This is a genomic window from Runella sp. MFBS21 (assembly GCF_029433105.1).
Taxonomy (GTDB): Bacteria; Bacteroidota; Bacteroidia; order Cytophagales; family Spirosomataceae; genus Runella.
Window position 1 is genome coordinate 133,774 of sequence record NZ_JARNTW010000006.1, and the last position, 13,017, is coordinate 146,790.

Here is a 13,017-nt window from a genome sequence, read left to right on the forward strand (position 1 = left end):
CATGACTAGTACTGTTCTTCAAGCCAGCCACATCAACAAGTATTTCTACGAACCCGAAAAGTTTCAGGTTTTGCAGAATATAAACTTTGAAGTAAAAAAAGGAGAATTTTTATCCATCATCGGCAAGTCAGGTTGTGGCAAATCTACCTTACTCTATATCTTATCTACAATGGACACCGATTACGAAGGTGTTTTGGAGGTAAACGGCAGCCGACTTACGGGTCTTAGTCAAGACCGTTTGGCTGATTTTCGAAACGAGCATTTAGGGTTTGTTTTCCAATTTCACTTTCTTTTACCAGAGTTTACGGTATTACAAAACGTAATGCTACCCGCCCAAAAACTTGGAAAATACACCACCAAAGAAATAGAAGAAAGAGCCTACGAAAAGCTCAAACTAGTCAATATGGAAGCACATGCCCGCAAACAGTCTTCTAAACTCTCAGGCGGTCAGCAACAACGCGTAGCCATCGCTCGCGCTCTTATCAACGATCCCACCATCATCATGGGCGATGAACCTACCGGAAATCTTGATAAAGCCAATTCTAATTTGGTTTTTGATATTTTCCGTAAGATTTCTCATGAAAATGGCCAAACCATCATCACCGTCACTCACGACCCCGACTTTGCCAAAGGCGGCGACAGAATCATCGAAATGTCAGACGGGAAGATCATAAGTGGAGGATAACATTACTCCACTATGTGGCCTACAAATTGGGCTGTATTGTCAATGATTTTGCCACCTCTACGGTAGCCCAAACCACAAGCCTCTCCCGCCCAAAACACCCCCGCTTGGTAGCGCTGTCCTAGAGAATCTCGTGTAAATTCGACGTATTCCTGATAGATTTTTTCATAATCTCCGTAATCACCATCTGCTGCCGATACCACTGCTCCGTTGCTTTCTAAAATACGAACATTAGCACCTTCACGACCAAAAAGCACTTTTTCTACACTTACTTTATTAGTCAAAGGTTGGCTCATCGTAGGCAGTAAAAGTGGATGGTTAGGATACAAATCCCACAGCAACTTTAAGATATATTTAGATTGAAACAACAAGGTATAGGCCGGATTGATAATCACCGCTTTTCCATTCTTAACGATTTGTGTCAAAATCTCAGCCAAGTCGGGTTCGTCATAGCCGATATATTCCCAAGGCACGAGCTTAAACCAAAAGTCAAATTGTTCGAACTTTCCATTGTGAGGATTTTGTTTGAAAATACCCTCATTAGGTGAAAATTCAACTTCATCCATATAGCTAAACTCCACATCAAAACCTGCCTCACGAGCCGCCTCTCCCAGCACCGCCACATTGGTATCGTCTTCGGGAGCATCGCGCATGGTCGAAAAAAGCAAAGTAGGTGCAAGATGCATATTACGACGACGAAGCTCAGCAAATTGCTCTTTCAAGGCTTCATAAACATTATTGAACTGCTGGCTTTCGTCCATTTGGTTGGCCTTAAGGTGTGCCCACTGCACTACCGCCGTTTCGGGAATACAGGTAGCGGTATCAGCATTAAATTCAATGAGCTTAATTGGCTCACGTTTTACCCCTCCTGCCAAATCAAAACGCCCATAAATATGCCAATGACGGTCGTCTTCCCACGTTATTTTGATAAGCTCAATGAGGTTTTCGGGAATACCCATTTCTTTCCATAAGTTACGGTCTATGGCATGTTGGGCAGCTTCAGTATAAATCTCATATAATTCGTTGGCAGCATTGAAATACGCCTCTGCTTCATATGATTTAATGGCTACTACTTCGTTGGTAAGGTAAGGCAACGTATCAGCCCCTAACATCCAATCCCAGCCTACATTTCGCAACTGCGCTTCAGGGTTTTGATTCAAATATCGAGTGTTTATCATGAACTGAATTTCTTAAATTAATTAATTTTAACCACCAAAACTGCGTCCACTACGGCTAAAAAAGCCACTTCTTCCACTACTAGGGCGCGAAGCGGAGCTTTTTCGGTAGCTATGATAACTATCATGAATCCCCGCTGAGCGCTGATATGTCGAAGAATTAGCATATACTCCCGAACTATACTGTCGCTCGCGGCTTTCGTTATAGTATTGGGAAGAATTGTTTCGGCCCAGCATATACCCCATCCCCCCCCACAAAAGCGCGTTGGAAAGAGAGCTTCTATGATGATAATGTGAATGATAATGATTGGGGTTGCTATAATAATCGCGCGTAGTAGAATCAGACCTCACCAATCCACGCGCTTCGGCTACTGTAAGAGTATCACGCCTTCCGTCAAAATAACGCACAATCGCCCCTGCTTCGGATTCTTTGCTGACAGCTACTTCGTCCGTAATTTTAAACTCCCCGGGTTTTATCTCGGTGATGTATGTTTTTACGGGTCTACCCTTATAAGGTCTTTCCTGCTGATATTCATCACGCGAAGAATCACCGCAGCTCTGAAGCGCCATACTTCCTTGCAGCAGTGCCACCGTCAGAGCAGCTCCAATTGTAATATCTTTGACAGTCTTCACGACTGTCCCTTTCCGAATAGGTGTCATGTTTGTAAAGGTTGGGTGATAATCAACGATAAAGTTAATGTTTCATGGCTAAAAAAGGTGCAACAAAGATACGGTAGTGATTTAAAGGTCTGCAATCAAAATAGGATGAGTAGCTTTTTTCAAGAAAGGGTGTCTTGTAAAAACTGGATGAACGGCATCAGACTATATGTTTTTAGCATTAAATCTACCTTTAAGAGTAGCTTTAAATGGTTTTCACCCTATATTTACGCCCAGTTTTAAAAAACCGTTAATTCACCAATAAATTCATAATCCCAATGAAAATTACTGTAGTAGGAGCAGGTGCAGTAGGCGCAACCTGCGCCGACAACATCGCCCGCCGTCAGTTGGCCCAGGAAGTAGTATTGCTCGACATCAAAGAAGGCTTGTCAGAAGGTAAAGCGCTTGACATGTTTCAAACAGCTACTTTGAACGGGTTTGATACTAAAATCACTGGTTCGACAAATGACTACGAAAAAACAAAAGGTTCGGAAGTGGTAGTTATCACTTCAGGAATTCCTCGTAAACCGGGCATGACTCGTGAAGAACTGATCGGTATCAACGCAGGTATTGTAAAGGGAGTTGCCGAAAACATCTTAAAATATTCTCCTAAAGCCATCATCATCATCGTATCTAACCCAATGGATACTATGACTTATTTGGCATTCAAAGAATTGGGATTGCCCAAAAAACGTATTATTGGAATGGGCGGTATCTTAGATAGTGCACGTTTCAAAACATACCTTTCGTTGGCTATGAATGTATCGCCAAACGACCTTCATGGAATGGTAATTGGAGGCCACGGAGATACTACCATGATTCCTTTGACTCGTTTGGCTACTTACAATGGTATTCCTGTAAGCCGCTTCTTGTCAGAAGAGCAACTACAGCAAGTAGCTGCCGATACCATGGTAGGTGGGGCTACTTTGACCAAATTGATTGGTACTTCGGCATGGTATGCGCCAGGTGCTGCTGTTGCTACTTTGGTAGAAAGCATCGTTCGTGACCAAAAACGCATTTTCCCATGTTCGGTATATCTTAATGGCGAGTATGGTCAAAAAGATATTTGTATGGGTGTACCCGTTGTAATTGGTGCAGGTGGCTGGGAAAAAATCGTTAGCCTTCGCTTAAGCGAATCTGAAAAAGCATCATTCGCTAAATCAGCAGATGCCGTTCGTAATATGAACAATGTACTGTCAACGATGTAATTCTTTGATAAATGTATTAAAAAAGCGGGGTGCCCTAAGTACCTCGCTTTTATTTTGGGTAAAAGCCAGTGTTTATTATCTTTATTATTAAAAAATAAGGCTTACTTTTCATGAAAAAAGTATTAATAAATTGTTTAGTTGGATTAGTAACATCTTCGCTTTGGACCCAGGCTCAAAACCGCCCCATGACCGAAGACGATTATTATCGTATTGTTACGCTTCCTGTTCCCGAAAATATTCAACTCGAAATCGGTGGTGTAGCCGTATTGCCTGATGGCCGCGTGGCCGCTTCAACTCGAAGAGGCGAAGTATGGATGATCAACAACCCCTACCTCAAAGGCTCAGGCCAACCCACTTACAAACGCTTTGCCCACGGCTTACATGAGCCTCTTGGACTTTTGTATCGCCCTGATGGCTCTTTTTTGGTTTCACAGCGGGGTGAAATCACCCACCTTATCGATTCTGACAATGATGGCACCGCTGATGTCTATGAGTCTTTTTACAAATGGCCTCTTTCGGGCAATTATCATGAGTATTCTTATGGGCCCGTGTTAGCTCCTAACGGTGATTTGTTGGTGACCCTCAACCTTGATTGGATTGGTCGCGGAGCAAGTTTAGCAAAATGGAGAGGTTGGCTTTTAAAATTTGATGATAAAGGAAACATGACTCCCATTGCCACCGGCCTACGTTCACCAGCAGGCTATGCGGCGTTGCAGTCAGGAGATATATTTTATACCGAAAACCAAGGGGACTGGGTCGGGTCGGGCCGAATGACTCACCTTGAGCCTGGCGATTTTGCGGGAAATCCTGCTGGCCTCCGCTGGAGCCAAGAGCCCGAATCGCCCGTCAAATTGAAAGAACAAGACATTCCCAACACGGGCGAGCCTCTTTATGAAGTTGCCAAAAGAGTACCTGGCTTAAAACCCCCAGCCGTATGGTTTCCTCATACATTGATGGGTATTTCTACCTCGGATATTCGCGAGGATATTACCAAAGGAGCATTTGGACCTTTTGAGGGGCAGCTTTTTGTAGGAGACCAAGGCCACAGCAAAATCATGCGCGTAATGCTTGAAAAAGTAAACGGCAAATGGCAAGGTATCTGTTTCCCTTTCCGTGAAGGTTTCCAATCAGGGATTTTACGAATGGTATGGGGACTCGACGGCTCTATGTTTGTAGGGCAAACAAGTAGAGGCTGGTCAGCCACTGGAAAAGACGATTTTGGGTTACAACGTCTCGTATGGACTGGCAAAACTCCTTTCGAGATGAAGGCGGTTCGGTCCATGCCTGATGGCTTTGAAGTAGAGTTTACAATGCCTGTTGACAAAGCAACTGCTCAAAATGTAGATTCTTATCAATTCAACACCTTCACTTACAAATACCACCGTACGTATGGTAGCCCTATCATCAATGCGTCGGAGCGAGTGATTCGTCATATTGCCGTGTCTGACAATGGTCTAAAAGCTCGCATCGTGCTAGACAGCCTAAAGCTAGGATATATTCATGAAATCAAAGCTGAAGGTGTTCGTTCTGCGGCGGGGTTGCCTCTTTTACACAACGTAGGTTATTATACATTAAACGAAATTGCAGACGGTCAAAAAATACCTAGCTCCCAGTGGAATGCTGCTCAGCCAAAGGCCGCAACTGTCATTACTGACCACAGCACTCATACCATGCCTGCTGCTACTTCTTCTACTAACAAAGGACCCGCAAGTGCTAAACGTAACACCGAACAACCCGCAGACTGGACAAATGGCCCTGACCAAACTATCATTGTTGGTACTAAACCGGGTCTTAAATTTGACATCAGTGATGTACAAGTAAAAGCAGGAAGCCGTATCAAATGGATTTTTAACAATAACGACGATATGCTCCACAATTGCGTGATTGTAAAACCCGGCACAGCCAACCCTGTTGGAGATGCTGCCATTAAGCTAGGTCTAAAAGGTTCGGATATGCAGTATGTTCCCAAATCGGCTAACGTACTCTTTCATACCAATATCTTACAGCCCGAGACTAGCGAGGCTATTTACTTTGTAGCTCCAAAAGAACCCGGAGAATATACATTTTTATGCACATTCCCTGGTCACCATACGCTTATGCAAGGGAAACTGAAAGTCACTAAATAGTGCCTCTTTTACTGCCGAGTACGATTACTCACTTCTAATGGAGTAAAATCTTTGAAGGTGCGGCCGATAGCTTTATCGGTCGCTTCTTTTTTATTCTCCCAACCGGCGTCTAAGTCAAGTGTAACAAGCCCTTTGATCGCAAGAGCAGCCCGAAACTCATCTCTCTTTTTAGCAAAATCGTTTTGACGTCTCGCTGCTTTCAATGCAAACTCGCGAGCAAAAACATCTCCTTTATTCTGGATTTCGATTTTTTTCTCCAACACATAATTATAACGGTCGAGCAAGTCACGTAAAGGTTTTCCAATCACCTCCGCTGCTTCCAACGCCCCAATCGTCACAATCGTAGTGCCTCCTACTGCCGAAACAATCGATTTTGTTTGAGGGGCTTTGATGACCGCTGGCGATAGCCCCGTAGTAGCACCCAAACCTGCATTTACCATGGAGCGGTTTTTCTTTCCTTTTTTAGCTTTCAGGTAGGAGCGTTTCAATTCTTGCTCTTTTTCACTCAACTGAGTTACCAAATTCCAAGCTTCTACTAGCGAGGCTCGATACAAGTCGTACATCTGACGATCTTTTTCAGCCTCATTGACAGCATTTAGAATAGTAAATCTTATTTTTTGTTCATCCCGATTCTGTTCTTTATCAATCACAAAAAAAGTAATTGTGAAAGATAAAGAATCATTAGGGTCTTTTACAAAATCATAGCTTGGCGTCCAGATAAACTCATACTGGTTAGGGGTATTTTTTACCAAAGTGCTTGAAGGAACATCTGGATTATCCGTCACAAAATCAAAAGTGGCAATATCATCGTCTCCGTTGGGGTCAGACAAGAAAAATTTAAGATTAATCGTCGTATTTTCTTTATGTTTGAAATACTCACCTTTAGGAATTTGTATAATATTAGGTGGCAAATCCATTTGCGTAGCTTCTACTTTGATACGCCCTTTCGCACGAGATTTAGCAGGTTGGTCTTCTACCAAAAAATCGATGTATATAGGCTGATTTTTAAGGTTATTGAATTGCGTAAGTGAGGGCTGCCATGTAAGCTCTCCTGCCGATGATAGTTTAGCTCCTTCGGGCAAAGTTTCCGTCACAGGAATCACCACGATAGGGTCACTGTCATCGTCTTTGAGGGCATTGGGGTCTATTCGGTAAATATTTTGCGTACGGTTTTGTACATAAAACGGCTTGAGTTCTTCTACCCGTGGAGGGCGATTGACATGAAGAACTTTCAATTCTATCGACCGAGTTGCGGTTTCGTTTTGATTATTACGCGCCTCAAAAATCAGCTGAATTGATTTTTGGGTGTTGGTTCGGTCAGCCATATCATAGGAGGGTACCCAAGAAAAATACCCTGTCGAATCAAACTCCATGCCTTCTACTAAACCTTGCATGGCTACAAAAGTGACCGAATCCCCTTTGCCTCCCACGGTTTTAAGGGTAAATTCAATACGGCTTCCTTCCGAAACTATATTCCAGTTAGGTTCATTGGGTACTTCTATTTGAAAGTTAGTTTTATTGTCTTGGGCCCAAATCAAATGAATACAACCAACGAACGCCAGAACAAAAAAATGAATTGAATATCTCATAATAGCAGCTAAATTCTCATCTGATTTAATACAACGCAAAATTAAGGCTTTGATTTCACGAGTCACTCAAAAAATTGCTTTATTTCTACACCTTATTCAGAAAGACTTGAAAAATCAAGGCGTTTATTTGGACAATTTCAAGATTGCTCCAAAATTATTTATACTTTACTAGACTTCTATTGATAATTACTTGATATTTAACAAAAAAGACCCCAAAAACACTTCAACAAACGATGAAATCTTTGATAGTCATCTGGGCGATGAGCCTTCTATTTTCATGTTCTTTTGCACAGTCTACAAGGTTCCGTGATCTAGGAGTGAAAATAGGAATCCTGCCAACGGGAAGCTTAAACGCAATCACTGATGTCAAGGGGCTTAAAGTAGGTCACACCACCCTATCTATAGGTGATAGTATACGTACGGGTGTAACAGCCATTATACCTTACGAAGGTAATATATTTCAGCAAAAAATACCCGCCGCTATCGAATTAGGCAATGGATTTGGCAAATTGGCCGGCTATAGCCAAGTGGCGGAGTTAGGAAATATCGAAACCCCTATCGTACTTACCAATACCCTCAGTGTCCCTGTCGCTACGGGAGCTTTGGTAGAGTGGACGCTACGCCAAAAAGGTAACGAAACTGTTCGATCCGTCAATCCAATCGTGGGAGAAACCAACGATAGCTATCTCAACGACATCCGAGGAAGGCATGTTCAGCAAAAAGATGTACTTAAAGCCATTGAAAACGCTTCTGCTGGTGCCGTCAAAGAAGGAAATGTAGGAGCGGGTACAGGCACTGTCTGTTTTGGATGGAAAGGCGGAATAGGTACATCTTCTCGCAAACTCCCCGCCAAAGTAGGCGGCTATACAGTAGGAGTATTAGTACAAACAAACTTTGGAGGAGTACTCGAAATCGCAGGAGCGCCCGTAGGCGTCGAACTTGGAAAATACCCTTTCAAAGAAACCCTAGACAAATCGAGCGATGGCTCTTGTATGATTGTCGTAGCTACCGATGCTCCTCTGGATGCGCGTAATCTCAAACGTCTTGCCAAAAGAGCATTGATTGGTCTTGGAAAAACAGGCGGGATTATGTCTAATGGCAGTGGTGATTATGTGATTGCATTCTCCACGGCCTATACCATTCCGCACGATTCCAATGGTAAACTTGGAACCTATCAGCTCATCCACAATGATGACACCTCTGGCCTTTTCTTAGCCGTAATAGAAGCGACCGAAGAAGCTATTTTAAATTCTCTCACTGCCGCCGAGACCACACGTGGCTATCAAGGGCATACGATTGAGAAGCTTCCGCTTCCAGAATTAAAACAAATCTTAAAAAAATACGGAAAAACGAAATAAGAAGTTTTTAGCGACGCTCAGGCTGACTTTCCAAGTTGAACAAGTCATTTAATACATCAATGAGGGTTTCGGCTTCTCCACGTTTACAGGCTGCTTTGAGCTGAAGTACTGGAAGTTTGATGATTTTTTGCATCATACTTGAGGTAATCTTATCTACTTTAGCTACTTCCTCTTCCGACAAGCCCTTCATAAAACGTGACATTTCTTCTTGGCGGATTTGTTCGAGGGCGTTTTTGAGCTTCTGGATGGTAGGAGATACCACCATTTCTTTCGACCAATCACTAAATTCTTCCAAGGCTTGTGTAATGATTGATTCTACGTGAGGTATAGAATCTAAACGACGACTCAAAGCCTCGTTGGCCCGATTTTGGATATTATCTATGTTGTAGACAATCATTCCGGGCACCTGCTCTACATCTGCAGCAATGCTTCTCGGCACCGACAAATCAATAAGGTATTTGAAAGAATAACGGGATGCAGATTGGAGAAGGGATTGAGTAATAAAGGGTTCATCTCTCACAATCGACGAAATAACTACGTCAGCTTTGTTTATCTCCTCTTCGACATTTTCGAAATCCGCAACCGCAAAACCAAGCTCGGAAGCTAATGACTGGGCTTTTTGAAGAGTACGATTGACTATCGTGATATTGGTATATTCTTTTTCTTTGAGGTTACGGCATACATCCGTTCCAATTTCGCCCACTCCCAATACCAAAATAGAAGGATTTTCTTTCAAGGCCGTTACTTGCTCAATAAGCTCTACAGCGACATAAGAAGTCGAAGCTGCTCCATCTCTAAAAGAGGTCTCTTGAGCCACTCGTTTATTAGCAAAGAAAATAGTATGCAAAAGACGATGCAAAAAGGGTCCCGCCATTCCCAAATCTACTGACCATTGATAAGCGTGCTTGACTTGGTTGGGAATTTGCATATCTCCTACTACTTGCGAATGCAACCCCGTAGCTACTTCAAATAAATGACGTACAGCTGCTTGCTGAGTAGAATAGTAAGCAAAATAAGGCAAATAGGCTTCAGTATTTATGAGGCCTTTCTCTATCAAAAGCAACTTAGCAATAGCCACGTTGTGGTCTTCGACAGAGTTATAATAAAACTCAGTACGGTTACAGGTAGAAACAACCAAAATATCAGAACCACCAAAAAATTCTTGCACTTTCAACATCAAGGCTTTAGCCTCGTCTTCATTTAATGCAATTTGCTCGCGAATTTCAAGGGGTGCTGTTTTATAAGAAATACCAACACTTCTAAACTGTAGAGATTCCATGTCACTTACCTTACAAAAAGTTTACAAAGTTATTTCAAAAACCGTTTTCAAAGAATTAAAATGCGATTACAAAGTAATTTAGAACAAGTATAAATTAGTTCTCATCTATTTAATGCAAGATGGGCTTCTTTAAAAATCGGAATAATGACTTTAGACACCCCCAAAAACTGACTTTTGTCATATTTGTGCGCACCTCTACAATATCTTGATTCAAAAACTATTAATGCACTATCTCAGAGGCTATCAGCGTTTGAATCTATGTACGCTTTTTCCAAAAAACTAGATGTGTCTATCCCCTATCTTTATTAATTTAGAAATTATCTAAACAACTAAAACACCCAAAATCTCTTGTTTTAGGGCTTTTTAGGTTAAGGTAATACCCCTATTTTTTTGAGAGACCTAAATAGCTTTTTAGATAAACCGTTGTATCCTTCATAAATTTGTCATTGATACCTCCCAAAATCATCATTCTGCGCCTAGCCAAAACATGAAGCTCCCTACAATAGATATTTACAGCCAAAAAAATTTGTATCAGATTTTTATTGGAATTAACCTTGCTCTTATTGGCATTGCCTCTGTTTTTTATACTTACAACATTGTCGAGAGTCTAGAAGCTCGCGAGAAGCGACAGCTTACAGTATTCGCCCAACTCATTGAATATCAAGCCAATCACACAGATCTTACCGAAGACTATACTTCTTTGTTTGAGATTGTGAAAGAAAATATTCAACAAAGCCGGATACAGACTATCATTTTGAGCGAAGACTTAGAACCCACTGGCGACATCAATTTAGACCTTCCAAGTAATCTTCCTTTAGCACAGCGACAAGTGCGTGTGAAGGAAGCTTTTGAGGACATCAAAGAAGACAACCCCCCTATATTAGTTGATTTGTTGGGTACCAAACAATACATTTATTTTAGTGACTCTCCGCTGTTGGTACAGATGCGTTACTATCCTTATGTACAGCTATTAAGCTTATTGGTTTTGGCTTTCTTGGCTTATCTGGTTTTTAGTGCCTCTCGAACCGCCGAGCAAAACCGCGTCTGGGTAGGTCTTGCCAAAGAAACAGCACATCAACTGGGTACGCCTATCGCTTCATTGATGGGGTGGATTGAGTTTTTTCGTACTGACCCTGATCGCTACCCTGATGAATATACCATTGAAATGGAAAAAGACATCAAACGTCTTGAGATGATTACTTCTCGTTTTTCTAATATTGGCTCTACTCCTACGATGAAATATGAAAAAATAGCCGAAGTAGTAGGTCCATTCTTAGATTATCTCAAACGACGCATTTCTACCAAAGTAGAGCTTACCTTTGTAAATGAGCTAGATACGGAGAAAACGATGTTCTTAAATAGAAACTTATTTGAATGGGTCATTGAAAATATCTGTAAAAACGCCGTAGATGCTATGACGGGGGTCGGAGCTATCAAAGTCAGAATGTTTGCCCTCAACAAACAAGAGGTTGCAATTGACATAAGTGATACGGGCAAGGGCATTCCTCGTTCAAGTTGGCAAAAAGTATTCAAACCTGGCATCAGTACCAAAAAACGAGGATGGGGATTAGGGCTAACTTTGGCCAAAAGAATCGTAGAAGAGTATCATGGCGGTAAGCTTTTTGTAAAATACTCAGAAGTAGGCAAAGGCACTACTTTCAGAATTATTTTACGACGGTGAGTTTAGGCGTCAGTTGGGCCTTCTTCACGGGTTTCCTTTTCAAGTTTTTCTTGAGCTAGCTCTTTATCTTCTTCAGTAGGCTTAGGCTCGTCATGAATTATCGCTGCTCGCGGCTCATACTGTAGTTTAATGTACATTGGAAAGTGATCCGAGCCACTATTTTTGAGACGGGCGATTTTGATTAGCGTGAAATCTATCGAACAAAAAATATGGTCGAGAGGAAAACGAAGAAAGGGGATTTTGGCATGAAAAGTATTAAAAAAGCCCCTCCCACGCCGAGGATCTAATAAGCCACTCATTTTTTGGAACAAAGAGGTGGTGTAGCTCCATGCTACATCATTGAGATCCCCACAGACCAATACGGGCAGCTTACTTTCTTTGGCCATTTTTGCCACTATCAAAAGTTCTTTGTCTCGCTCTGTTGAGCGTGGGTTTTCTTGAGGAACAGGAGGCGTAGGATGAATACAAAAAAGCTGGATAAATTCGCCCGACCTCAACTGCAGCTTGGAATGAATAGAAGGCACACCTTCCTCTACCAAGTATTCGACTCGCTCTTCGGACAGAGGGAGTTTGGAATAAAGCAACATCCCGTACGTATTTTCGAGAGGGACATGTACAAAATAAGGATAGTTTTTTTCTAAGGGGGCTAAATTCTCCTTCCACCATTGATCGGTTTCTGAAAGCAACACAATATCTGAATCCACTTGGGCAAATAGCTTAAGAAAAGGCTGACAAGATCGATTGTACTGATATACATTCCACATTACTAAGCTCAGCGTACGGTCGGGATTAGTGATACGGGTTTTGAGTAACTGTTTAGAAGCAAAAGGTGTAAAAGGAAAAACCTGCCAAAAAAGATAAATACTAGCCCCCAGCATCGCTACTATCGTTCCCCAGTCTTTCCAGTCATTTTGGAAATCCATAAAAGGATAAATCAATATGATAGAAAGTGCTAATAGGAGTTTTTGCACACGAGGAAACTCAAACACGCGAAACGTCCAATAATCGCTTCTGACAAAAGGTAGGAGTGTGGTGACTAAAATAAATCCACTCAACGATTGTAAAAACAGCTTCAAGGTATTGCAGGATTGAAAGGTCTACAACATTAGTGAATAAACACCCTTTATCAAAAACTGTAAGCAATTATTTGCAATTAAATAACTTCAATCAAAGAAGGAGCAAATAGCCCAAAACTCGTTTTCGCACAATATTTTTCTAAAAATTTGTGCATTTCTATAAAAAATATCCAAAATACAACAAAC

At 41.8% G+C, this 13,017-nt stretch carries 10 protein-coding genes; 5 read left to right on the forward strand and 5 right to left on the reverse strand.

Annotated elements, in window-relative coordinates; translation table 11 throughout:
• Position 1 precedes the first annotated feature (1 nt).
• Positions 2 to 685, forward strand: a complete 684-nt coding sequence (locus P1X15_RS14920) for an ABC transporter ATP-binding protein (protein ID WP_277338929.1) — start codon at positions 2 to 4, stop codon at positions 683 to 685.
• Positions 686 to 687: 2 nt separating this feature from the next.
• On the opposite strand, the gene P1X15_RS14925 is transcribed toward P1X15_RS14920, so the two are convergent.
• Entirely contained in the window at positions 688 to 1,860 is a 1,173-nt protein-coding gene (locus tag P1X15_RS14925; protein ID WP_277338930.1) for a glutathionylspermidine synthase family protein, read from the reverse strand.
• A gap of 27 nt (positions 1,861 to 1,887) precedes the next feature.
• A complete protein-coding gene (locus P1X15_RS14930) occupies positions 1,888 to 2,517 on the reverse strand; it encodes a hypothetical protein (RefSeq protein ID WP_277338931.1) in 630 nt (209 codons plus the stop codon).
• A gap of 275 nt (positions 2,518 to 2,792) precedes the next feature.
• Here P1X15_RS14930 and mdh point away from each other — a divergent pair, with 275 nt between their 5' ends.
• Positions 2,793 to 3,722, forward strand: coding sequence for a malate dehydrogenase (gene mdh / locus P1X15_RS14935; protein WP_277338932.1), 930 nt, complete (start codon positions 2,793 to 2,795; stop codon positions 3,720 to 3,722).
• Between the two features lie 110 nt (positions 3,723 to 3,832).
• Positions 3,833 to 5,848 carry a plastocyanin/azurin family copper-binding protein gene (locus P1X15_RS14940; RefSeq protein ID WP_277338933.1) on the forward strand — a complete coding sequence of 672 codons (2,016 nt, stop codon included), beginning with the start codon at positions 3,833 to 3,835 and terminating at the stop codon, positions 5,846 to 5,848.
• A gap of 8 nt (positions 5,849 to 5,856) precedes the next feature.
• Here P1X15_RS14940 and P1X15_RS14945 read toward each other — a convergent pair whose 3' ends face one another.
• Complete coding sequence (locus P1X15_RS14945) at positions 5,857 to 7,437, reverse strand: hypothetical protein (protein WP_277338934.1); 1,581 nt, start codon at positions 7,435 to 7,437, stop codon at positions 5,857 to 5,859.
• Between the two features lie 233 nt (positions 7,438 to 7,670).
• Here P1X15_RS14945 and P1X15_RS14950 point away from each other — a divergent pair, with 233 nt between their 5' ends.
• Complete coding sequence (locus P1X15_RS14950) at positions 7,671 to 8,795, forward strand: P1 family peptidase (protein ID WP_277338935.1); 1,125 nt, start codon at positions 7,671 to 7,673, stop codon at positions 8,793 to 8,795.
• A 7-nt stretch (positions 8,796 to 8,802) separates the two neighbouring features.
• Here P1X15_RS14950 and hemA read toward each other — a convergent pair whose 3' ends face one another.
• Positions 8,803 to 10,074 carry a glutamyl-tRNA reductase gene (gene hemA / locus P1X15_RS14955; protein ID WP_277338936.1) on the reverse strand — a complete coding sequence of 424 codons (1,272 nt, stop codon included), beginning with the start codon at positions 10,072 to 10,074 and terminating at the stop codon, positions 8,803 to 8,805.
• A 487-nt stretch (positions 10,075 to 10,561) separates the two neighbouring features.
• Here hemA and P1X15_RS14960 point away from each other — a divergent pair, with 487 nt between their 5' ends.
• Positions 10,562 to 11,755 (forward strand): HAMP domain-containing sensor histidine kinase, encoded by a 1,194-nt coding sequence (locus P1X15_RS14960; RefSeq protein ID WP_277338937.1) that lies wholly within the window; start codon positions 10,562 to 10,564, stop codon positions 11,753 to 11,755.
• A 2-nt stretch (positions 11,756 to 11,757) separates the two neighbouring features.
• Here P1X15_RS14960 and P1X15_RS14965 read toward each other — a convergent pair whose 3' ends face one another.
• Positions 11,758 to 12,831: an endonuclease/exonuclease/phosphatase family protein gene (locus tag P1X15_RS14965; RefSeq protein WP_277338938.1), complete on the reverse strand. Its 1,074-nt coding sequence runs from the start codon at positions 12,829 to 12,831 to the stop codon at positions 11,758 to 11,760.
• Positions 12,832 to 13,017: the final 186 nt, after the last annotated feature.